At 60.9% G+C, this 20628-nt stretch carries 23 protein-coding genes; 15 read left to right on the top strand and 8 right to left on the bottom strand.

All coding sequences use genetic code 11. The features are described 5' to 3' along the window. Positions 1 to 85: 85 nt before the first annotated feature. Positions 86 to 430 carry a cupin domain-containing protein gene (locus tag ACQKP1_RS07850; protein WP_427274841.1) on the bottom strand — a complete coding sequence of 115 codons (345 nt, stop codon included), beginning with the start codon at positions 428 to 430 and terminating at the stop codon, positions 86 to 88. A 54-nt stretch (positions 431 to 484) separates the two neighbouring features. Further along, positions 485 to 1771 carry an O-acetylhomoserine aminocarboxypropyltransferase gene (locus tag ACQKP1_RS07845; protein WP_427274840.1) on the bottom strand — a complete coding sequence of 429 codons (1287 nt, stop codon included), beginning with the start codon at positions 1769 to 1771 and terminating at the stop codon, positions 485 to 487. Between the two features lie 167 nt (positions 1772 to 1938). Between ACQKP1_RS07845 and ACQKP1_RS07840 the strand changes: the two genes are divergently transcribed. Beyond that, positions 1939 to 2370, top strand: coding sequence for a DUF6455 family protein (locus ACQKP1_RS07840; protein WP_203014887.1), 432 nt, complete (start codon positions 1939 to 1941; stop codon positions 2368 to 2370). A gap of 4 nt (positions 2371 to 2374) precedes the next feature. Here the strand turns inward: ACQKP1_RS07840 and ACQKP1_RS07835 are convergent, their stop codons facing one another. Beyond that, the gene (locus ACQKP1_RS07835) at positions 2375 to 2806 is read right to left on the bottom strand and encodes a CoA-binding protein (protein ID WP_203014884.1); all 432 of its coding nucleotides are present in this window, start codon (positions 2804 to 2806) and stop codon (positions 2375 to 2377) included. Positions 2807 to 2919: 113 nt separating this feature from the next. On the opposite strand from ACQKP1_RS07835, the gene ACQKP1_RS07830 reads away from it, so the two are divergent. Then, on the top strand, positions 2920 to 3264 hold the full coding sequence (locus tag ACQKP1_RS07830; RefSeq protein ID WP_427274839.1) for a hypothetical protein: 345 nt from the start codon (positions 2920 to 2922) through the stop codon (positions 3262 to 3264). A 14-nt stretch (positions 3265 to 3278) separates the two neighbouring features. On the opposite strand, the gene ACQKP1_RS07825 is transcribed toward ACQKP1_RS07830, so the two are convergent. Both ACQKP1_RS07825 and ACQKP1_RS07820 read right to left on the bottom strand, forming a co-directional pair. Continuing rightward, on the bottom strand, positions 3279 to 3743 hold the full coding sequence (locus ACQKP1_RS07825; RefSeq protein WP_427274838.1) for a CoA-binding protein: 465 nt from the start codon (positions 3741 to 3743) through the stop codon (positions 3279 to 3281). Positions 3744 to 3857: 114 nt separating this feature from the next. Beyond that, positions 3858 to 4289: a VOC family protein gene (locus tag ACQKP1_RS07820; protein ID WP_427274837.1), complete on the bottom strand. Its 432-nt coding sequence runs from the start codon at positions 4287 to 4289 to the stop codon at positions 3858 to 3860. Between the two features lie 430 nt (positions 4290 to 4719). On the opposite strand from ACQKP1_RS07820, the gene rplM reads away from it, so the two are divergent. The 5 genes from rplM to ACQKP1_RS07795 all read left to right on the top strand — a co-directional run bounded on the left by rplM (position 4720) and on the right by ACQKP1_RS07795 (position 8715). Further along, positions 4720 to 5184 carry a 50S ribosomal protein L13 gene (gene rplM, locus ACQKP1_RS07815; RefSeq protein WP_076395700.1) on the top strand — a complete coding sequence of 155 codons (465 nt, stop codon included), beginning with the start codon at positions 4720 to 4722 and terminating at the stop codon, positions 5182 to 5184. Between the two features lie 2 nt (positions 5185 to 5186). Next, positions 5187 to 5651, top strand: a complete 465-nt coding sequence (gene rpsI / locus ACQKP1_RS07810; protein WP_203014864.1) for a 30S ribosomal protein S9 — start codon at positions 5187 to 5189, stop codon at positions 5649 to 5651. 148 nt (positions 5652 to 5799) lie between these two features. Beyond that, positions 5800 to 6753, top strand: coding sequence for an agmatinase (speB, locus tag ACQKP1_RS07805; protein WP_427274836.1), 954 nt, complete (start codon positions 5800 to 5802; stop codon positions 6751 to 6753). Positions 6754 to 6821: 68 nt separating this feature from the next. After that, positions 6822 to 7754, top strand: a complete 933-nt coding sequence (argC, locus tag ACQKP1_RS07800; protein ID WP_427274835.1) for an N-acetyl-gamma-glutamyl-phosphate reductase — start codon at positions 6822 to 6824, stop codon at positions 7752 to 7754. Between the two features lie 136 nt (positions 7755 to 7890). Continuing rightward, a complete protein-coding gene (locus ACQKP1_RS07795) occupies positions 7891 to 8715 on the top strand; it encodes a DODA-type extradiol aromatic ring-opening family dioxygenase (protein WP_427274834.1) in 825 nt (274 codons plus the stop codon). A gap of 6 nt (positions 8716 to 8721) precedes the next feature. On the opposite strand, the gene ACQKP1_RS07790 is transcribed toward ACQKP1_RS07795, so the two are convergent. Then, positions 8722 to 9825 carry a COX15/CtaA family protein gene (locus tag ACQKP1_RS07790; RefSeq protein WP_427274833.1) on the bottom strand — a complete coding sequence of 368 codons (1104 nt, stop codon included), beginning with the start codon at positions 9823 to 9825 and terminating at the stop codon, positions 8722 to 8724. Positions 9826 to 9941: 116 nt separating this feature from the next. Here ACQKP1_RS07790 and ACQKP1_RS07785 point away from each other — a divergent pair, with 116 nt between their 5' ends. Both ACQKP1_RS07785 and ACQKP1_RS07780 read left to right on the top strand, forming a co-directional pair. Continuing rightward, positions 9942 to 10169: a DUF2842 domain-containing protein gene (locus ACQKP1_RS07785; RefSeq protein ID WP_006727534.1), complete on the top strand. Its 228-nt coding sequence runs from the start codon at positions 9942 to 9944 to the stop codon at positions 10167 to 10169. A gap of 115 nt (positions 10170 to 10284) precedes the next feature. After that, complete coding sequence (locus ACQKP1_RS07780) at positions 10285 to 11547, top strand: GNAT family N-acetyltransferase (RefSeq protein WP_427274832.1); 1263 nt, start codon at positions 10285 to 10287, stop codon at positions 11545 to 11547. Between the two features lie 27 nt (positions 11548 to 11574). Here the strand turns inward: ACQKP1_RS07780 and ACQKP1_RS07775 are convergent, their stop codons facing one another. Continuing rightward, entirely contained in the window at positions 11575 to 13767 is a 2193-nt protein-coding gene (locus ACQKP1_RS07775; RefSeq protein WP_427274831.1) for a GumC family protein, read from the bottom strand. Positions 13768 to 13956: 189 nt separating this feature from the next. Here ACQKP1_RS07775 and ACQKP1_RS07770 point away from each other — a divergent pair, with 189 nt between their 5' ends. From ACQKP1_RS07770 to ACQKP1_RS07745, 6 genes are all read left to right on the top strand, one after another. Beyond that, positions 13957 to 14526: a polysaccharide biosynthesis/export family protein gene (locus ACQKP1_RS07770; RefSeq protein ID WP_371418475.1), complete on the top strand. Its 570-nt coding sequence runs from the start codon at positions 13957 to 13959 to the stop codon at positions 14524 to 14526. A gap of 3 nt (positions 14527 to 14529) precedes the next feature. After that, the gene (locus ACQKP1_RS07765) at positions 14530 to 15672 is read left to right on the top strand and encodes a glycosyltransferase family 4 protein (RefSeq protein WP_427274830.1); all 1143 of its coding nucleotides are present in this window, start codon (positions 14530 to 14532) and stop codon (positions 15670 to 15672) included. Positions 15673 to 15781: 109 nt separating this feature from the next. Then, positions 15782 to 17338, top strand: coding sequence for an undecaprenyl-phosphate glucose phosphotransferase (locus tag ACQKP1_RS07760; protein ID WP_427274829.1), 1557 nt, complete (start codon positions 15782 to 15784; stop codon positions 17336 to 17338). After that, positions 17335 to 18567, top strand: a complete 1233-nt coding sequence (locus ACQKP1_RS07755) for an O-antigen ligase family protein (protein WP_427274828.1) — start codon at positions 17335 to 17337, stop codon at positions 18565 to 18567. Before ACQKP1_RS07760 ends, ACQKP1_RS07755 begins: the two co-directional genes overlap by 4 nt. Before the next feature lie 63 nt (positions 18568 to 18630). Continuing rightward, positions 18631 to 18924, top strand: a complete 294-nt coding sequence (locus ACQKP1_RS07750; protein ID WP_069041666.1) for a hypothetical protein — start codon at positions 18631 to 18633, stop codon at positions 18922 to 18924. A 77-nt stretch (positions 18925 to 19001) separates the two neighbouring features. Continuing rightward, on the top strand, positions 19002 to 19151 hold the full coding sequence (locus tag ACQKP1_RS07745; protein WP_006727526.1) for a hypothetical protein: 150 nt from the start codon (positions 19002 to 19004) through the stop codon (positions 19149 to 19151). 18 nt (positions 19152 to 19169) lie between these two features. Here ACQKP1_RS07745 and ACQKP1_RS07740 read toward each other — a convergent pair whose 3' ends face one another. Beyond that, complete coding sequence (locus tag ACQKP1_RS07740; RefSeq protein WP_427274827.1) at positions 19170 to 20192, bottom strand: extracellular catalytic domain type 1 short-chain-length polyhydroxyalkanoate depolymerase; 1023 nt, start codon at positions 20190 to 20192, stop codon at positions 19170 to 19172. Between the last annotated feature and the right edge of the window lie 436 nt (positions 20193 to 20628).

Raw genomic sequence — 20628 nt, 5'->3', positions numbered from 1 at the left:
GCGAAATGATGGCAGCCTCCTAGCGCGACCATCGATCGACCGTCAGTGACCTGCCGCACCTCAGATGCCAGGAACTGCCATCCCCCTAGAGCCTGATCACGTAATCCTTGCGAGTCGTTTCAAGGACTTCCCAGGTTCCCTTGAAGCCGGGTCTGAGGATCAGGCGGTCGCCAGCCTTCAGCTGGATCGGTTCGCCGCCATCCTCGGTGACGACAGAGTGGCCTTCGAGAATGTGGAAATACTCCCACTCATCGTAGGAGATCCGCCACTTGCCCGGCGTCGATTGCCAGATGCCGGCATAGATGCCGCCGTCTGCTTCCTCGATATTCCAGGTGGTGAAGCGCGGGTCACCGGAAATAAGCCGATCGGCGGCGGGAGCGCCCTCTTCGGGCGTAAAGGGCGAAGGATCGAATCGCAGGGACAGGCTCATGAAGCTCTCCAGGTAAAAAAGCAGCGGTGTTTCACACCGCCGCTCAACGACAGATCAGGCCGAGGCCAGCGCCTGTTCGAGATCGGCGATGATGTCGTCGGCGTCCTCGATGCCAATGGACAGGCGCACGACATCAGGGCCAGCGCCGGCGGCAATCTGCTGCGCTTCCGAGAGCTGCGCATGGGTCGTCGACGCCGGATGGATGATCAGCGAGCGGGTGTCGCCAATGTTCGCCAGGTGCGAGAAGAGCTTCAAACCACCGACCAGCGCCTTGCCGGCTTCAAGCCCGCCCTTGATGCCGAAGGTAAAGACCGACCCGGCGCCCTTCGGCGAGTAACGTTTCTGGAGCGCATTGTTCGGATCGTCAGGCAGGCCGGCATAGTTGACCCAGGCGACCTTTGGGTGGCTCTTCAGCCAGGTGGCAACCTTCATGGCGTTGTCGCAGTGGCGCTGCATGCGCAGCGGCAGGGTTTCGATGCCGGTCAGCAGCAGGAACGCGTTCATAGGCGCAATCGCTGGCCCGAGGTCACGCAGGCCGAGGACGCGGCAAGCGATGGCGAAGGCGAAGTTGCCGAAGGCCTGGTGCAGGACAACGCCGTTGTATTCGGGGCGCGGCTCCGACAGCATCGGATACTTACCCGGCTTGGCCGACCAGTCGAAGGTGCCGCCATCGACGATGACGCCGCCCATGGAATTGCCGTGACCGCCCAAGAACTTGGTGACGGAATGGACGATGATGTCGGCGCCGTGTTCGAGTGGACGGATCAGGTAGGGGCTCGCCATGGTGTTGTCGACGATCAGCGGCAGGCCGTGGCGATGGGCGACTTCGGCAATGGCTGCGATGTCGACGAAGGTGCCGCCGGGATTTGCGAGGCTCTCGATGTAGACGGCCTTGGTCTTGTCATCGATCTGCGCTGCGAAGCTCTCCGGATCGGCAGGATCGGCCCAGCGGACCTGCCAGCCGAAATTCTTGAAGGCATGGCCGAACTGGTTGATTGAGCCGCCATAGAGCTTCTTCGCCGCAACGAAGTTGTCGCCGGGCTGCATCAGCGAGTGGAAGATCAGGAGCTGCGCTGCATGGCCCGAGGCGACCGCGAGCGCTGCCGTGCCGCCTTCAAGGGCTGCGATCCGCTCTTCCAGAACGCCCTGGGTGGGGTTCATGATGCGGGTGTAGATATTGCCGAACTCCTTGAGGGCAAAGAGATTTGCGGCATGGTCGCTATCGTTGAAGACATAGGCCGTAGTCTGGTAGATCGGCGTGATGCGCGCGCCGGTGGTCGGGTCTGGCTGGGCACCGGCATGGATGGCGAGCGTTGCGAAACCCGGATTCTTCTCCGACATTGTCTGGTCCTCCCTTGATGACGTGGGCCGGATCATAATCAGTCGCCGCCCGATGTCAGCCCGGATTATTCCAAAGTTCGGGGGTGTTCGGGAAATTCATACTTGATCGAGGTCAATGCGACCCCGCGACTAGCTGGCATTCTCTTCACAGTCGAAGGAGAGCCCCCATGACACTGACGATCGCCGATCCGGTCCGCCATACCGTGCAGCACATCCTCTCCTGGTTTGCCCAGGGGTTCGAACATGCCACCGAGAGCGACATGCTCGCCGGTCTTTCCGATGCCGAAGTCGAGGCGCTTGCCGATGATTGTGGCATCAGCGCCCATCAGCTGCTGGCGCTCGTGAAGGCCGGCCCGCATGCCGCCGACGAGATGCCGGCCATGATGCGGGCACTGAACATTGATCCGGCCGAGGTCGAGTACCGCATGCGCCGCGTCTTCCGCGACATGCAGATCACCTGTGCCCAATGTTCGTCGAAGGACACCTGCCGCAACCATCTGCAGCAGGGCAAGGCCGAGCGAACATTCGTTGAATACTGCGGCAATGCCGATACGCTGAATGCGTTGCGAGCCAATCCCGACCTGCTGATCGAGGCCTAAGCCTTCAAAGCCCGAGCCGCGGGATCTCGATCGCCGGGCAACGATCCATCACCACCCGGATGCCGGCCGCTTCGGCCGGCTTCACCGCTTCATCGTCGCGCACCGTCAGCTGACCCCAGATGACTTTGGGACGGTTCGGCAAAGCGAGCGACTCTGCGACGACCTCGCCAAGGTATTCTGGTGCCCTGAAGACATCGACCATGTCGATCGGTTCTGGGATGTCCGCCATGGTCGCGTAGACGGTCTGGCCGAGGATCTCCTTGCCGGCTTGGCCCGGATTGACCGGATAGACCGTATAGCCCTTCGACAGAAGGAAACGCATGACGCCGAAACTCGGACGATCCGGCTTTGGCGACGCGCCGAGCAACGCGATCGTTCGGACGCTTCCTAGGATGTCCCGCAGGTCATCCGCGCTGTAGTGATCGTGATCGGCCATCTCAGTCTCCTCATCTCGCCAGATCAGGATTAAATGGTGTGGCGGCCGTCGAGAACAAGGCGGAACCGCCCTGCCCGGCCACACGTTGATCTGCCGTCTGAAGGAGGACCGCCATGCGCCCGACACAGCTTGCCATCACCACCATCGCAGCCCTGCTGCTTGCCCAGCCGGCGCTTGCAATCTCGCGCTACAATTCCACCACGCTGACCTGCGACCAGGTGCGCCAGCGGGTCCTGAACGAGGGCGCGGTCATTTTGCGCTACCCGTCGACGCGGGTGCAGGGCATGACGCTTTACGACCGCTATGTCACCCGGAACGCCATGTGCGATCCGCATGAATACGCAGAGCGTGCCTATGTACCGACGCGCGACACGGCGCGCTGCCCGGTTCTGAACTGCCAGGAATACGATCCGGAAACGCGTCGTTTCGGCTTTGGAAAACCGATCATCCGCTTCTGAATCGCCTGAGCATATCAGGCTGCATGACCTTGCGCCGAGCCCGGATGCAGCCGCTCATAGACAAGCGGGTATTCGGAGACCAGCGCGCGGTTCATGACCATGCTGATGCCTGCTTCCTCTGCCTTTTCGGCCGCTGCATCATCCCGAATGCCGAGCTGACACCAGATCGCCAAGGGCCGGGGCGACATTGCCAGGACCTCGTCAACGATGCCCGCTAGGCATTCCGTGCGGCGGAAGACATCGACGAGATGAACCGGCTCCGGGATCTCCGCCAACGATCCGTAGACCTGCTGCCCGAGGATGGTTTCTCCGCGATGCAGCGGATTGACGGGGAAGACGTGATAGCCCTTTCCGAGCAGGAAGCCGGAGATCCAGTGACTGGGGCGCTTGTCATCAGGCGAGGCGCCGACGACGGCCACGTTCTTGGCCGTCGCAAGGATATCGGCGAGATAGCTGTTGAGGTAGGTGTCATGGTTCATGGACGTTCCTCCCGGCCCGCAAAGGCCTTTGGTTTACCCGTCCATCTTGTCCCAATCACACTCTAGCGCGGACCGCTTAACGAGGGCGTATCCATATCGGTCAAATGCGAGCGATCATTCCGGAAGGACGACGTGTCCGTGTTCGTCCTGCGGGAAGAAGGGGTTGAAGGCGATCTCCCACAAATGACCATCGGGATCCGCGACGTAGCCGGCGTAACCACCCCAGAAGACTTTCTCCGGCGACTTGACCAGCCTTGCCCCGCAGGACACGGCAAACTTCACGACAGCATCGACGCCGATCTCGCTCGAGACATTGTAGGCGAGCGTGACGCCGGAAAAGCCCGAGGGTGTGTCTTCGACATGCGCATCTTCCGCCAGGCTGGCGCGCGAAAACAGCCCGAGGGCCGTGCCCTTCAGCTGGATGAACGTCACCTGGTCATTGGATGCGGAGGATTTTGTCCAACCCAGCCTCGCATAAAACTCGGTGCTGCGAGCGACGTCGGCAACGCCGAGCGTGATGAGCGAAATTCGGCGTTCGAGCGACATGGCGTTCTCCGTTGACGACCTCCGCCGTTACGTTCGGTTTATGTTTTCATTATGTTCATGCGAATATTAGCAAAATCATGGGTTGCGCTGACAATTATGACACGTCTGTTCCATTTGCTTGCTTCGTTGGAATGCGAAATTCCGTCCTTTCCGGTTGATTGACGCGGTCATGGAGTCTGATGCCGACAGCGATCGACATGCGGTAAAATAACACCACACACTCAAGTCATTGTTTTAATTTCTGTTTCTCCGCGCCCGTCCAACTGCCGTGATCTTGACCTCCAACAGCAGTCACTCTATACCCCTCCTCGGAACGCGGCCCTTCGGGACCGCTTTCTTTTTTGCGTCGAAAACGGCGCGAAACAAGCAACAAGAAACGCCTGTCGCTCCCCCAGTTGGGAAACACAGGATCACACTGAAAGAGACCTCAATGTCTACCTTCGTTCAGAAGCCTGCAGAGGTGGAGAAGAAGTGGATCCTCATCGACGCCGAAGGGCTCGTTGTCGGCCGCCTCGCCACCATTATCGCCATGCACCTGCGTGGCAAGCACAAGGCCACCTACACCCCGCACGTTGACGACGGCGACAACGTCATCGTCATCAATGCCGAAAAGGTCGTCTTCACCGGCAAGAAGTATGCCGACAAGAAGTACTACTGGCACACCGGTTATCCGGGCGGCATCAAGGAGCGTACGGCTCGCCAGATCATCGAAGGCCGCTTCCCTGAGCGCGTTCTCGAGAAGGCCGTCGAGCGCATGATCCCGCGTGGCCCGCTCGGTCGTCGCCAGATGAAGAACCTGCGCGTCTATCCTGGCACGAACCACCCGCATGAAGCTCAGCAGCCCGTCGCTCTCGACGTTGCTTCGCTGAATAGCAAGAACACAAGGAGCGCCTAAGTATGGCCGATCTTTCTTCCCTGAAGGACCTTGCCCCGGCACAGGACGCAGCTCCGGCTCACGTCCGCAAGGTCGACTCCCTGGGTCGCTCCTACGCCACCGGCAAGCGCAAGAACGCTGTTGCCCGCGTATGGGTCAAGCCGGGCACCGGCAAGATCACCATCAACGGCCGCGAGTTCCGCACCTACTTCGCACGTCCGGTCCTGCAGATGGTTCTGCAGCAGCCGATCGTCGCAGTTGCCCGTGACGGCCAGTTCGACATCATCGCAACCGTTCACGGCGGCGGTCTCTCCGGCCAGGCCGGTGCCGTTCGTCACGGTCTCTCGAAGGCCCTCACCTACTTCGAGCCGGGCCTGCGCTCGGTCCTGAAGAAGGGTGGCTTCCTGACCCGCGACAGCCGCGTCGTCGAGCGTAAGAAGTACGGCAAGGCGAAGGCCCGTCGTTCGTTCCAGTTCTCCAAGCGTTAATCGCTGGACAACCGGAAACGGAAATCAAGGCGGGGCTTCGGCTCCGCCTTTTTTCATGGCCGAAGGGCAAGGCTTTCGCGAGCCGGTGCGATTGCGCTTCCCCTGCCGGCTAGCTAGGTTGCCGCCGAAGATTTGCCGGGAGACAAAGATGGCCAGCAAGACAATCGACAACGCCTTTACCGCCAAGGCCCTGCGTGGCGCCGCGACCGACCCGACCTATGCGGGCGTGCTCTCCTTCATGCGTCGTAAGTATTCCAAGGACGTCAGCGACGTCGATGCGGTCGTGCTCGGCATTCCCTTCGATGCCGCCGTCTCCAACCGGCCCGGCGCCCGTTTCGGACCACAAGCAATCCGGCGCGCATCCGCCATCTTCGACAACGACCCGCAATATCCCTTCGCCCGCGATCTCTTCGAGCAGATGGCTGTCATCGACTATGGCGACGTGCTGCTCGACTATGGCAATCACCAGAACACCCCTGCCCTGATCGAGCAGGAGGCCGCGAAGATCATTGCCTCCGGCGCCTATCTGCTCGGCCTTGGCGGCGACCACTTCGTCACCTGGCCGCTTCTGAAAGCCCATGCAGCGAAGCACGGGCCGCTGGCGCTGGTGCATTTCGATGCGCATCAGGACACCTGGGACGATGACGGTCAGCGGATCGACCATGGTTCCTTCGTCTGCCGGGCCGTGCGCGAAGGCGTGATCGATCCGACGAAGTCGATCCAGATCGGTATCCGCACAGAAGCGCCCGAAGATTTCGGCATCAAGATCATCCCCGGCTACGAGGTCGAGGATATGGGCGCGCAGGCGATCGCCGACGCGATCCTCTCGCATGTTGGCACGGCCCCCACCTATCTGACCTTCGACATCGACTGCCTCGACCCGGCCTATGCGCCGGGTACGGGCACACCGGTCGCGGGCGGCCCCTCCTCGGCGAAGATGCTGTCTGTCCTGCGCAAGCTCGGGGCCCTCGACATCCGGGGCTCTGACATCGTCGAGGTGGCGCCCGCCTATGACCATGCCGATATCACCGCAATTGCCGGTGCGACGGTTGCAATGTATATGCTGGGCCTGTGCGCGGAGAAGCTTGCGACACGCGCCTGACACATTGATTCAACACACTCACAATCAGATTCCGCATTCTCATCCAAACCTCTGACAGGATTAGACAAATGGCAGCGAAGATCTTCATCGACGGCGAACATGGCACAACGGGTCTGCAGATCCGCACGCGCCTGGCCGACCGCCGCGATCTCGAACTGCTGTCGATCCCGGAAGCCGAGCGGCGGAACGAGAAGATGCGCGAGGACATGCTGAACAGCGCCGACATCGCCATCCTCTGCCTGCCCGACGATGCGTCGAAGCAGGCCTATGAAATGACGGCGGCCAACAACAATGTCCGCCTGCTCGACGCCTCCACGGCATTTCGCGTGCACCCGGACTGGGCCTATGGCTTTGCCGAAATGGATAAGGCACAGAAGGCAAAAATCCAGGCTGCGCGCTATGTGTCCAATCCTGGCTGCTATCCGACCGGTGCGATCGGTCTCATCCGGCCGCTGCGCGCTGCAGGAATCCTGCCGGACGGCTATCCTGTCTCGGTCAATGCCGTCTCGGGCTATACCGGCGGTGGCAAGCAGATGATCGCGCAGATGGAAGACAAGACCCATCCTGAGCACCTTAGCGCCAATAACTTCCTCTACGGCCTCACCCTTAAGCACAAGCATGTGCCGGAGATGCAGACCCATGGCCTGCTCGACCGGGCGCCGCTCTTTGCCCCCTCCGTCGGCCGCTTCGCCCAAGGCATGATCGTCCAGGTGCCGCTCTTCTTGGAGGATCTCGCCGCCGGCACGACAGTCGAGAGCATCCATGCGGCCCTCGTCGCCCATTATTCGGGCCAGGATATCGTCAGTGTCGTTCCGCTGGCGGACAGCGCCAAGCTGCCGCGCATCGATGCCGAAGAACTGGTCGGACAGGACACGATGAAGCTGTTCGTCTTCGGGACGCCCGGTGGCGCGCATGTCAATCTCGTGGCGCTGCTCGACAATCTCGGCAAGGGCGCGTCAGGAGCGGCTGTGCAGAACATGGACCTGATGCTGTCGGCTTAAATGGCCTGTTTGCCGGCGAGGTCGACGCTCCGACCTCGCATCGCCTGCGTTCATGATTAGCGAACGAAATGTCGATCATCTGCCTGATTTCAGGTGACGACCAGGGGTGCTAGTGTCCTCGTGAAAGTGAGGCACCATGAGCAACCGTTTTCCCGTCTACTTCATCCCTCATGGCGGCGGTCCCTGGCCGTTCATGGAATTCCCGCGGGATGCGGAGGGCAAGGCACCGTGGGACGATCTGCGCGCCTTTCTGCAGGGCCTTGATGCGGAGATCGGACGCCGGCCGAAAGCCGTGCTCGTCGTCTCCGGCCATTGGGAGAAGGAACCGGTGCCGACGGTGAGCACGGCCATAAAACCCGGCATGCTCTTCGACTACTACAATTTCCCGCCGCACACCTATGAACTCTCCTACCCTGCTCCCGGTTCGCCTGAGCTTGCGGCCCGCGCCAGAGCATTGCTTGCGAATGCGGGTATCGAGAGCGCAGAGGATGACACACGCGGCTTTGACCACGGCGTCTTCATTCCCTTGATGCTGGTCTATCCGGATGCAGCCGTGCCGATCACCATGATCTCGCTCAAGAACACGCTGGATGTCGAAAGCCATGTGGCGATGGGCGAGGCGCTGGCCCCTCTGCGCGACGAGGATGTGCTGATCATCGCATCCGGCATGAGCTATCACAACATGCGGATGTTCCGGCAGGCCGAACCGAACCATGTGCAGCAGGCGATCCGCTTCGACGATTGGCTGAGCGAGGCGGTCGCCGATCCGGACAGCGAGACGCGGGCGAAGGTGCTTTCGACCTGGGACCAGAACCCGGATGCGCTGGCCTGCCATGTGCCAGACCACGACCACCTTGTGCCGCTCTTCGTGGCATCGGGTGCGGCAGGCTCCGATGCTGGCCGGCAGGTCTTCCGGGGAGAATTCCTCGGAAAACCCTACTCCGCCTATCGCTTCGGCTAGTTCGGCTCAGTCGCGGATTTCCACCAGGACCGGCTTCGGGCGCTCGCCGTAGAATGCGCGCAGATGGGCAACCGCAAAGGCAAGTACAACCAGCGCCATGCCCTGGTGGGTGACGCCTGCATGCAGCGGCACCTGCGTGACGAGCGTGACGATGCCAATCACCGCCTGGATGCTGATGAGGACGAAGAGGACCACGCTGCGGCGTGCGTGGGTGGTCTCTGCCGCCCCGCGAAGGCATTGGATCATGTGCCACAGCGCAGCACCCCAAAGAACATAGGCGCCGATGCGGTGAATATATTGCACCGTCTTCGGATTCTCGAAGATGTTGATCCAGGCCGGCGTCTGAAGGAAGAGCCCCTCGGGCACCCAGGCACCGTCCATCAGTGGCCAGGTGTTGTAGGTGAAACCGGCATCGAGCCCCGCAACGAGCGCGCCGAGATAGATCTGAACAAAGGTCATGATCAGCAGAACGCCCGCGAAAAGACGGCTCCTCTCAGTCGGCGCCGCATCGTCCGTATGCGGGTAAAGGCTGCGATAGATCCAGACGCAGCTGGCGAAGATGAAGCAGGCCATCATCAGATGCACGGCCAGACGATACTGGCTGACGTCAGTCCGCTCGCTCAGGCCCGAGGAGACCATCCACCAGCCGATGAAGCCTTGGAGACCGCCGAGCGCCAGGAGACCGACGAGAGGCGCGCGCAGGCTCGGCTCGATCTTGCCGCGGATCCAGAAATAGGCGAGCGGCAGTGCAAAGATGACCCCAATCAACCGGGCGAGCAGACGATGCGCCCATTCCCACCAGAAGATGAACTTGAACTCATCAAGGCTCATGCCCTTGTTGATCTGCTGGTACTGCGGGATCTGCCGGTAGAGTTCGAGCTCTTCCTCCCACTCTGCGGCGGTGAGCGGCGGAATGACGCCATGGATCGGTTTCCACTGCGTGATCGAAAGCCCAGAGTCGGTCAGGCGCGTTGCGCCGCCCACCAGGACGAGACAGAAAAGTGCGAAAATCACGACGCCCAGCCAGATCCGGATCGCCTTTCGGTCGGCATCCACACGGGCTATATCTTTGCGCACCTGCAACTCGGTTCCGGTCAATACAGCTGTCATTCGTCAATCCTCTTTTCGCCCGTTGATTTGCATCAGTCAGGCGTGCAAAACAAGCCCGCCGGTTTGCGGCAAGCGGTCGCGTCACTGAAGGCGGCGACTTCGAGTAGGAAGAAGGCATGACACGGCGCCCGAAACTGAGATCCTTTGTCGGCACGATCCTGATCATCCTGATCGTGTCGATCTATGCGCTGCTCGCCACGACCATCGCAACAGCGACGCTCGCCACGGCTCCGTGGTGGGCCCATCTGCTTTACTTCCTGTTGACCGGACTGCTCTGGGTCATCCCCGCCATGCTGGTGATCAAGTGGATGGCCGGCCCCTTCAAGAAGAAGGACGCGGATTAACTCCGCCTTTACCCTCGCACGGTGTCGGACGATCCATATCCAAAGCCGATAACCGTTTGTTCGCAGTGTAAGCCTAAGCTCCGGCGCGTCAGTGAAACGGGACGGGATAGGGTGCATGCGGGCCCAGATACGCCATGATGCAATGGCATTTGCCGAAGATCTGCCAGATGACGGCGCCACCGTCGAACCCAATCATGCGAGCCTCGACAGCCCGGCCGGACAGCTCTCGCTGAGGGTCCACCCGCGCATGGCGCCCGTCGAACGGGCATGGCGGCAGCTCGAGTCCGATCCGTGGAACTCTCTGCATCAAGGCTATGACTGGTGCCGCGCCTGGGTCGAGACCCATGGCCATCCGCTTGCCATCGTCGAAGGACGCCTGAACGACGAGATCGCCTTTCTCTTGCCGCTCGAAATCGAACGGCACTATCTCGTGCGCAATGCCCGCTTCATCGGATCCGCCTTCACGAACTTCAACAGTGGCCTGTTCAGCGCCGCCTTCCGGTCGGTCGCTCCGACGCTTTCTGGTCCCACTCTGGAAACACTGCTTGTCGAAGCCTTGCGTGACCACGCCGATCTACTCAGCTTGACGAACATCCCCTTCGACTGGCGTGGCGAGCGGCATCCGCTATCGGCTCTGCCGCATATCCGCAACCAGAACGCATCCTTCCAGCTGCCGCTGTGTGCGACCATGGAAGAGACGATAGCGCCGCTGAATGCCAAGAGCCGCCGCAAGAAGTATCGGGCGCAGGTGCGCAAGCTGGAAGCCGCAGGCGGATTCGACCATATCCGCCCGACCAAGCTTGCCGAGCAGCAAGCCCTGCTCGAACGCTTCTTTCAGCAGAAGGCCGCCCGGTTTGCCGTAGGCGGCTTGCCGAATGTCTTCCAGCCCGCGGAGACAAAGGCCTTCTTTCGCATGCTTCTCGAATTCGATCGGGGCGGAAGCGACGTGCCGCTCGAACTGCATGCTATTCGCCTGAAGGGTGAGCATGACGGCAAGATCGCCGCGATCACCGGTCTGTCGCGTAAGGGCGACCACGTCATCTGCCAGTTTGGCTCGATCGACGACAGTCTGATGGCGGAGGCCAGCCCCGGCGAACTCCTGTTCTGGTTGGTCATCGAGCGCAGCGCCCTGAACGGTGCTGCCCTGTTCGACTTTGGCATCGGCGATCAGGACTACAAGCGGCGCTGGTGCTCCGTGCAAACCGTGCACCATGATGTCTTGCTGCCTCTGCGCCCTGCCGGTCACCTCGCGGCGATGACGCATCGCGGCCTCACCCGGATGAAAACCTTCATCAAGGGCAATCCGCATCTCTATACGCTCATCCAAAGGATCCGAGCCCAGGGCACGGCTGCGCCGACTGCCAAACCAGAGGATTGATCGTTCCAGGCCTGGGAACGGCCGATATCATGCTGCCTCTCTCGCGTGGCGGCTTGGCGGCGTCTTCACCGAAAGCAGGACGAGATCAGAGTAGCCGACATCCTCGAAGGTAACCATGATCTCGGCAAGTTCATCAGCCTTGGGATCGGGAGCCGAGAGAATGATCTCGTGGCGGCCATTGCGGCTGAGACGTGCAACGCCTTGTGCATTGGCAGGGCCGCATTCTACCAGCACCAGATCGTAGACGTCTGCGAGCGCATCGACGATCATGGATAGACGATCCGCACCCCGCATGGCCTGGCGGATATCCGCATTGCCCTGGGGCACGATATCGGCCGTCGAGGAACGATCCGGATGGATGCAATCGGCAAAGGCCGCTTCGCCCGTCAACAGATCCGTGACCCCAGGAAGATCGCGCCAGGACGCCATCAATCGCGTCGGGCAGGCCGATCCCGTCATATCGACGAGTACCATGCGCTTGCCGCGATCAGCCAGTTCGCGGGCGAGAGCGACTGTGCCGAGCGAACCATCGTCGCCGGACGGCGAGATTGCAAAGGCGATCCGCGTCTCCTGCTCCACGAGAAAGTTGGCGACAGACGCGATCGAGAATTCGTCGTGCTCCTCGGCTGTCTCAGCCGCCGGGATCTTGGCAGTGACGACCTGCTCCAGCTCCTCCACCAGATCGGCGTCCGGGGCAACGTTCAACAGGCTCGCGGGCGTATCGGTCGAACGATCGGGCTTGCCCGGATGGGGAGCGGCTTCCTGCCGAGGAAGTGCCTCTTCCTCACGACGGACGGCGACGGGGGCCACTGATCCCGTCGGACGCAATGCGCGACCGCTGAAAAGTTCGGCCAGCATCACGGCAACGGCCGCGAGGATCATGGTCGAGAGCGTGGCAACGATCGTGATCGGCAGGACCTTCGGGAAGTTCGGCTGCTGCGGCTCGATCGCGGTGGAGATCACGCGCGCGTCGGCAGGGCTCGAATCCTTGTCGAGGCGTGACGACGCCTCGCGGTAGCGGGCCAGATAGGTTTCGAGCAGCTGACGCTGGGCCGTCGCCTCGCGCTCCAGCGACTTCAAGCCCACTTCGTCCTCGCCTGCACGGGCCGTGTCCGCCTTCAGTGTATTCAGCTGGGCTAGCAGCTGTGTTTCGCGTTCACGGGCAACGGCCGCTTCATTTTCCAGGCCAGCCGCTACCTTCAGGGATTCGGCCCGTACCTGCTCGCGGATACCCGAAAGTTGAGCGCGCAATGCCTTCATCTGGGGATGCCCCTCGAGGAGGCGCGTGGAGAGATCGGAAATCTGGGCGCGGAGTTGCGATTCGGCGGCCCTCAAGCGCTGGATCGATTCCGAGCGGGCAACCGCATCCAGCGTTTCGGTCGACCTTCCAGCTTTAATGCTGGCGCGCAGGTTCTCGGCGGTCGCTTCCGCATTTGCCCGTTCGCCACGCACTCGGGCAAGTTCTGTCGAGATATCGGAGAGCTGCTTGCTGCTGAACGAGCTCTGATCGGAGCCGAGCGACATCAGGCCCGCCGAGGAGCGATATTCAGCAACCTTCTGCTCGGCTTCGCGAACTTTCTCGCGCAGGTTGGCGATCTCTGTCTCTAGCCAGCGGACGGCGTCGGAATTGCTGTCGAGCTTGGCACCGCTCTGCAAGGAGCGGTAGACGTCCATCATGGTGTTCGGGACGGCTGCCGCGAGCTTCGGATCCTGCGATGTGAACTCGATCCCGATCACCCGCGACTTGTCGACCTGATAGACGGCGAGCTTTTCCTTGAAGGCGTTGATGACGCGCTCTTCGGGCGGAAGTTCCAGCGGGTTACTCTTCAGTCCAAAGAGCACGAGGAAGTCGGTGACGACGGAAGGGCTGGAGTCCGGATCGAATTCGGTGCGCTCATGCAGCTTGAGGTCCCGGGCCACCTGTTTGATCAGATCGACGGATTGAAGCAGTTGCACCTGGCTTGCGATATTCAGTTCATCGGGCAAGGGTTCGGCGGTCGAGGACGCGGTTCCCGATGCGGAGAAGTTCGGCTCCCGCGGCTCGATCAGAAGTTTTGCATCGCCCTTGTAGGTGGGCGAGATCGCATTGGCACCGATGAAGGCCAACACCCCGACAAGAGCGGTCGCGGCCAGGATCCTCCCCTTTCGCTCCCACACGGCGCGAAAGAGCTGGGCCAGGTCGATATCGACATCATGTTGATCGCGGTCCACACTCGGCATTACAGACTCCCGGAACATCTTGCCCGCGAAAGTAAAGGATCATGGTAACTCAAGGGTTAACCGTGATGCTCCCAGTTTTGGCGACTGGATGAGCCAAGCTGCCTCCGGTCGTTTACCCGGCATTAACCCTAATCATTCGATAACAGGCCAACGAATATGGGTTCAGTGGGAGCGCAGCAGCGCATGGCGATGGTCGGCAAACAGGCGATGGTTTTGATCGCAAGCGTGGTCCTGTCGATCGGCGTATCGGGCTGCGCGAGCTATCGCCCCGCCCCGAAGGTCTTTCACGAGGCCACCATCCAGCCGTATCGGCTCGACAGCGGCGACCGTCTGCGCGTCACCGTCTTCGAACAACCGAGCCTCACCAACACCTACACCGTTGACCAGGCCGGCTACATCGCCTTCCCGCTGGTCGGTCAGGTTGCGGCTCGCGGTGCGACCCTCACCCAACTCGAAGGCGCGATCGCCCAGAAGCTCAAGCAGGGATACCTGCGTGACCCCGACGTTTCCATCGAAGTCGATCGTTATAGGTCCATCTTCGTCATGGGCCAGGTCGGGCAGCCGGGGCAATACGCCTATGTGCCGGGCATGACGATCCTGAACGCCATCGCCGTCTCCGGCGGTTTCAACAGCCGCGCCAATCAGCGGGATGTCGACGTGACCCGCAAGATCAACGGACAGATCATCACCGGCCGTGTGCCGATCACCGACCCGATCCTCGCCGGAGACACCGTCTACGTGCGCGAACGGCTGTTCTGATCAATGGTCGAAGCCCAGTCCCTGCGCATCGTGCATTGCTTTCGGTCGCCGATCGGCGGTATCTTCCGCCATGTCCGCGATCTGGCAGAACTGCACAGCGCGGCCGGACACAAAGTCGGCATTCTTTGCGACAGCTCGACGGGCGGCGCCCATGAAGACCGTCTCTTCGAGCAGATCATGCCGCATCTTTCGCTCGGCGTTACACGCTTCCCGATCCGGCGTTCGGTCGGCTTGAAGGACATGGCAGCACTTGCCGAAGCTTACAAACTCATCAAGGAATTGCAGCCGGATATCCTGCATGGTCATGGCGCCAAGGGCGGCGTGATCGCGCGGTTGATCGGCTCACTGCTGCGGGTTCGAAGGTATCGCGTCGCCCGCCTCTATTCACCGCATGGCGGCAGCCTGCATTTCTCGCGGTCAAAGCCATCAGGACAGGCCGTCTTCATGGCCGAGCGCGTTCTGGAGCGGATGACGGAATCGATCTCCTTCGTCTGCGACTACGAGCGCCAGACCTACGAGACGAAGATCGGCAAACCCCATTGCCAGGCGACCCGGGTCTACAACGGCATCAGCGAGAGAGACTTCGGGCGTATCCCGGTCGAAGCCGAGGGCGTGGATTTCGCCTATATCGGGATGCTGCGGGATCTCAAGGGGCCGGATGTGTTCATCAATGCCTTCGCAGAAGCTGAACGACTGGTCGGTCGACCGTTGAGCGGCGTAATCGTGGGAGACGGCCCCGACCTCAACCGCTATCGCGGGATGGTCGAACAGAAGGGCCTCAGCCACCGGATTGGCTTCAAACCCGCCATGCCCATCGCCGAGGCCTTTGCACTCTCCGACATCATCGTCGTCCCCTCGCGCGCCGAGGCCATGCCCTATATCGTCCTGGAGGCGCTGGCGGCGGAAAGGACGGTTATCGCCTCACGGGTCGGGGGCATTCCCGAAATCCTCGGCAATGACAGCGAGGCCCTTGTCGAGGCCGGCCGCGCAGATCTCTTCGGTGCCGTGATGGCCAGGGCGCTCACCGAACCGGGCTGGTCGAGGCGAACCATGCCGAGCCCTGAGAGCTTCCGCTCTCGCTTTTCGGCAAGCGTGATGGCCAGAGACATCGAAGCGCTTTATCGGGCGCAACTCGCACGCATTTGACCGCGGCTTGCGCCGAAACAGCACAGATCACACCATTTCTGAGGGGATCCTAAAGCGTTTCTTAGGACCTTCGCCGTAGTCTTCCCGCACACACGTGCGAGATCCAGAGATGAACAAGGTCGACAAACCCGAGGCATTCGATCTTGACGCATTGCGTCGCGGTCAGACGGCCGGCGACGACCCCCTGCACAAGGTGGAAGGGGAGCGCAAGGCCGAAATCAGCGCGTTGGCACGCCAGATCGCGTCGCAATATGCGGTGGCCAACTATTCGCCGTCAATCGTGATTGGCCAGCTCCGGTTTCTGGAGTTCTTAAGTCTGTTCGGGATTGCGCTCGGCGTGAACTTCTTCGTCGCCGTCGATCCGGGCGCTCACTTCCTCGACACGAGCATCAGTGCCTTTGTCGGCTCGCTGCTGGCATTGCTCTTCATGCAGGCCAGCGATTGCTACCACGTATCGATTCTGCGCTCGCCGATGGGATCCATGGCGCGGGTGCTCGGAAGCTGGATGGCTTCCCTCGGTTTTGTCGCTCTGACGAATTTCCTGTTCATCGACTATGACCCCAATTACCGCAGCATACTGGCCGCATGGTTCGTACTCGGTGCGATTTATCTCCTGATCGAGCGCAATCTTATCGGGTTTGGCTTTCGCCGCTGGGGACGCAACGGCGTGATGGAGCGTCGCGCCGTGATCGTCGGCGGCGGCAAACCTGCCAAGGACCTGATCCGCGCTCTGGAACAGCAGCCGGAAAACGACATCCGGATCTGCGGCATCTTCGACGATCGCAACTCTGCACGCTCCCCGGACGTGGTCGCCGGTTACCCGAAGCTCGGGACTGTTGCTGAACTCGTGGAATTTGCGCGCCTTGCCCATATCGACATGTTGATCATCTCGCTGCCGCTCAGCGCTGAAGCCCGCATCATGCAGCTCTTAAAGATGCTCTGGGTGCTACCGGTCGATATCCGCCTGGCTGCCCATTCCAACAATCTGCGTTTCCGGCCGCGCGCCTATTCGCATGTCGGCGCAGTCCCGCTTCTCGACATTCTCGACAAGCCGATCCGTGACTGGGATTCGGTTGCCAAGCGCGCCTTCGACATCTTCTTCAGCGTTCTCGCTCTCATATTGCTGTGGCCGGTGTTCATCGCCACGGCGATTGCGGTCAAGATGACATCCAAGGGACCGGTGTTCTTCGTGCAGAAGCGTCATGGCTTCAACAACGAGGTGATCAACGTCCTGAAATTCCGGTCGATGTATACGGAAATGAGCGACCCGACGGCGAAGAATGCCGTCACCAAGAACGACCCGCGCGTGACCCCGGTCGGCCGCTTCATCCGTAAAACGTCGATCGACGAGTTGCCGCAGATCTTCAACGTGCTGCGCGGCGATCTCTCGTTGGTCGGCCCGCGTCCCCATGCTGTCCTTGGCCAGACCCGCGACAAGACCTTTGGCGAGATCGTCGAGGGTTACTTCGCCCGGCACCGGGTCAAGCCCGGCGTCACCGGTTGGGCGCAGATCAACGGCTGGCGCGGAGAAATCGACACCGATGACAAGATCAAGTTCCGTACGGCCTACGACCTCTGTTACATCGAGAACTGGTCTCTCTGGTTCGATCTGAAGATCCTGTTCCTCACGCCACTCAGGCTACTCAATACCGAGAACGCCTATTGAGTGCCGTCGTCAATCAAGCAAGGCCCTTCAACCCGCAGGCAGCTGCCGTTCAGCTGATGATCTCCTGGATCATGGCATTCGGCGTCTTCCTGTCGGGCTTCGTCATATCCGAGCCTGCCCCTTACGAACTTCTGATGGTCGGCCAGGTCGCTCTCTGGTTCCTCTTTGGCCTGAAGATCTCGCGGGTCGTGGCCCCCCTGCTCGCGCTGTTGTTGATCTTCAACGTCGGAGGACTTTTGGCACTGACCATGCTAAGGACCATCCTGACGGAACAGGTGCTCTATGTTGCGGTGTCGATCTTCCTGGCGCTCACGGCCGTGTTCTACGCTGCGGTCATCGAGGACAGGCCGCAGCGGCTGAAACTGATCTTCCAGGCCTGGGTGGCTGCGGCCATCATCACGGGCATGCTCGGGATCCTCGGCTATTTCCACGCCTTTCCCGGGGCGGAGATGTTCACCCGCTATGACCGCGCCATGGGGGCCTTCCAGGATCCCAACGTCTTCGGCCCCTTCCTCGTCGCCCCGACCCTCTACCTCATGCATGGCATGCTGAAAGGCCGGCTCTTGGAATCACCGTTGCGGATCGTCGGTATCCTGATCCTCGCCTTTGCCGTGTTTCTGTCCTTCTCGCGCGCCGCCTGGGGACTGTTTCTCTTCTGCACCTTAGCCCTGGTCTTCGTCATGCTCCTCAAGGAGCGGACCAACGCCTTTCGCCTGAAGATCCTGGTGCTGTCGCTTGCGGCGGTTATTGCCATGGTCTTGGCGCTCTCGGTCGCACTGCAGTTCGAGAAGGTGCAAGCGCTGTTCGAGACCCGGACCCAGCTGGTGCAGGAATATGACGGCGGCCACCTGGGGCGCTTCGCCCGCCACCGTCTGGGTTTTGAACTGGCGATGGAGAGGCCACTCGGGATCGGGCCGATGATGTTCGGTCGGATCTTCCCGGAGGACGAACACAATATCTGGCTGAAATCCCTGATGGCCTATGGCTGGATCGGCTTCGTGTCTTACGTGACCCTGATGATCTGGACCGTGTCGATGGGCTTCCGCTACTTGCTGCGCGAGCGACCATGGCAACCCTATCTTATGGTCGCCTGGATTGTCCTTGTCGGCCATATCCTGATCGGCAACGTGATCGATACAGACCACTGGCGGCATTTCTATCTGGTGCTCGGCATCGTCTGGGGCTGCGGAGCTGCCGAATGGCGTCATCAGCGGGCCTTGCGGAACTGACGCAGATAGTGCCGATTGAGGCCGCTGCATTGAATTCTTGCCGGCGCACCCCATACTTTACTTATGATCACACCTGCTCAGATACGCGCCGCGCGCGCCATGCTCGACGTCACCATCGACCGATTGTCCCAGGAAAGCGGCGTGCCCGCGCTCCTGATCCTGCAGATCGAAGCCGGGAATGGCTATGATGCCACACCACAGCATTACGCGGCGCTGAAGACCGCGCTGACGGATATGGGCGTCGTCTTTCTGGAGGCGGGCGAAGGCGGCCAGGGTGCAGAAGGACTTCGTCTTGCCGCGCGCGGCGGTGACGACGGCATGCGCCCCGAAGAACTAACCGCCGCCAACGACGATTGAGTTTTTCCTATATGGCGATGGAACAATAACCGGCGCCCAGACTTTCCCTGTCCGACATCATCAGACAGGAGAATTTCATGAGCCGGAACAATGGCCTCTACCTCATCATCGGCGCTCTCGTCGTCGCCGTCATCGGCCTTGGCATCTATGTCTACCAGGAAGAGCAGAAGCCGGATGGCGTGGAACTCCGGATCGGCGAGAGCGGCGTCTCGATCGAGGAAAACTGAGCCATCGCTTCAGACAGCTCACATTCGGCGTGGCCGGATGAATGTTTCATAGAACTGCTGGGGGGCGCCGATGGCGCCCTCAAGCATGTAGGCCTGGCGCTCGGAGCCTGCGCGTCGCGCGAGTACCGGGAGACCATGGTCCAGGGCATCAAGCACGCGGTACTCCACCAACCGTCTGCCATTCTCATCCTTCCAGACGATCATCGATCCTTCCGGCCGGGCTTCACTCTGTCCGGCGAATTCATCAAGCCCATGGAAATCGAGCCATTGGGCGAGCAGCGCCTCGCCATTGCCCGGCGACACCACCCGATCCGCCCCGCCCTGCCAGATCGCGACGGCCGGTTTCCGGCTGGACGCGTCTCCTGCCGCACTCCGTGCCAGGTCACCCCATTCCCGCCTTTGGCGGCGAGGACCAGACTTCATCACTGAAAGAGCCGACATTGCATCACGCGCGGCGCCAAAGGGAAGCCCACCCACCACCTGGCCTGCGGCGAAGAGATGCGGATAAGTGACCAGAAGCGCATTGGCCATGGCACCGCCCGCCGACAGGCCCTGGATGAACACTCTGTCCTCGGCGATCCCGTGGCGTTCCATCGCATGTTCGATCATCTGGCGGATCGACATCAGTTCACCGCGATCCCGCGCCACCATGCTCGGGCGAAACCAATTGAAGCAGAGATTGTGATTGTTTTCCTTGGTTTGCTCGGGATAGAGCAGCACGAAGCCCTTGTCTCTCGCCATGCGGCTCCAGCCGCTGCCACGATCATACTGTTTTGCAGTCTGCAGACAGCCATGCAGCACCACTACGAGCGTGGCTGGGTCCCGGCGGGTGGACGGCACATATTCAAACATCCGCAGTCGTCCGGGATTGCTGCCGAAGGCATGCACCTGCACGAGGCCGGAACGCGGCGCACGGGGTTTTGAGACCTTCGGCGGCTCCGACACCCTGAGCTTGGGCATCGCCTTCTCCAGCCTGCGCTGCAGACGTTTCTGGCTGCGGAGCAGCGCAGAGAGCGGAGACATGGAGAACTTGAAGCGCATCGGATTTCGGCTCCCTTCGAACCTCTTCCCCATATAATGCTGCATTGCAGCAAACATAGGACAGAAACCAAAAGAAGCCGAGCGGGTTTCACGCTCGGGAGTTTTGGGACAGCCTGTCGCCCAAGAACGAAAAAACCGGGCACCTTGCGGTACCCGGTCTTTCTAACCATGCCATGAAATCAATTGCTTGATCCGTCAGCATAAAATGGTCGGAATGGCGGGATTCGAACCCACGACCCCTTGACCCCCAGTTTTGAAAAGGCTGTTTTATAGCCATTCATGGGCATTCTCAATACGCAAATTTCTGTTTAAATGCAACTAGATGAAACATAAGGCCGCTTGACTAAGTTCGTCGACCTTCCTAAATGCTGGCTACAATGTGGCTATAAAATTCTGGAGGTGGGGTTTGAGCGAGCTCAAAATTACGGCGGAGACA

The sequence above is a fragment of the Allorhizobium sp. NPDC080224 genome, assembly GCF_050281005.1.
Taxonomy (GTDB): Bacteria; Pseudomonadota; Alphaproteobacteria; order Rhizobiales; family Rhizobiaceae; genus Allorhizobium.
Note: the sequence above shows the minus strand (reverse complement) of the source record. Positions and strands in the feature narration are given on the sequence as shown.

Coding starts and splice junctions, on each gene's coding strand:
- ACQKP1_RS07850 (WP_427274841.1), bottom strand. CDS start 430: ATGAGCCTGTCCCTGCGATTCGATCCTTCGCCCTTTACGCCCGAAGAG.
- ACQKP1_RS07845 (WP_427274840.1), bottom strand. CDS start 1,771: ATGTCGGAGAAGAATCCGGGTTTCGCAACGCTCGCCATCCATGCCGGT.
- ACQKP1_RS07840 (WP_203014887.1), top strand. CDS start 1,939: ATGACACTGACGATCGCCGATCCGGTCCGCCATACCGTGCAGCACATC.
- ACQKP1_RS07835 (WP_203014884.1), bottom strand. CDS start 2,806: ATGGCCGATCACGATCACTACAGCGCGGATGACCTGCGGGACATCCTA.
- ACQKP1_RS07830 (WP_427274839.1), top strand. CDS start 2,920: ATGCGCCCGACACAGCTTGCCATCACCACCATCGCAGCCCTGCTGCTT.
- ACQKP1_RS07825 (WP_427274838.1), bottom strand. CDS start 3,743: ATGAACCATGACACCTACCTCAACAGCTATCTCGCCGATATCCTTGCG.
- ACQKP1_RS07820 (WP_427274837.1), bottom strand. CDS start 4,289: ATGTCGCTCGAACGCCGAATTTCGCTCATCACGCTCGGCGTTGCCGAC.
- rplM (WP_076395700.1), top strand. CDS start 4,720: ATGTCTACCTTCGTTCAGAAGCCTGCAGAGGTGGAGAAGAAGTGGATC.
- rpsI (WP_203014864.1), top strand. CDS start 5,187: ATGGCCGATCTTTCTTCCCTGAAGGACCTTGCCCCGGCACAGGACGCA.
- speB (WP_427274836.1), top strand. CDS start 5,800: ATGGCCAGCAAGACAATCGACAACGCCTTTACCGCCAAGGCCCTGCGT.
- argC (WP_427274835.1), top strand. CDS start 6,822: ATGGCAGCGAAGATCTTCATCGACGGCGAACATGGCACAACGGGTCTG.
- ACQKP1_RS07795 (WP_427274834.1), top strand. CDS start 7,891: ATGAGCAACCGTTTTCCCGTCTACTTCATCCCTCATGGCGGCGGTCCC.
- ACQKP1_RS07790 (WP_427274833.1), bottom strand. CDS start 9,825: ATGACAGCTGTATTGACCGGAACCGAGTTGCAGGTGCGCAAAGATATA.
- ACQKP1_RS07785 (WP_006727534.1), top strand. CDS start 9,942: ATGACACGGCGCCCGAAACTGAGATCCTTTGTCGGCACGATCCTGATC.
- ACQKP1_RS07780 (WP_427274832.1), top strand. CDS start 10,285: ATGCGGGCCCAGATACGCCATGATGCAATGGCATTTGCCGAAGATCTG.
- ACQKP1_RS07775 (WP_427274831.1), bottom strand. CDS start 13,767: ATGCCGAGTGTGGACCGCGATCAACATGATGTCGATATCGACCTGGCC.
- ACQKP1_RS07770 (WP_371418475.1), top strand. CDS start 13,957: ATGGTCGGCAAACAGGCGATGGTTTTGATCGCAAGCGTGGTCCTGTCG.
- ACQKP1_RS07765 (WP_427274830.1), top strand. CDS start 14,530: ATGGTCGAAGCCCAGTCCCTGCGCATCGTGCATTGCTTTCGGTCGCCG.
- ACQKP1_RS07760 (WP_427274829.1), top strand. CDS start 15,782: ATGAACAAGGTCGACAAACCCGAGGCATTCGATCTTGACGCATTGCGT.
- ACQKP1_RS07750 (WP_069041666.1), top strand. CDS start 18,631: ATGATCACACCTGCTCAGATACGCGCCGCGCGCGCCATGCTCGACGTC.
- ACQKP1_RS07745 (WP_006727526.1), top strand. CDS start 19,002: ATGAGCCGGAACAATGGCCTCTACCTCATCATCGGCGCTCTCGTCGTC.
- ACQKP1_RS07740 (WP_427274827.1), bottom strand. CDS start 20,192: ATGCGCTTCAAGTTCTCCATGTCTCCGCTCTCTGCGCTGCTCCGCAGC.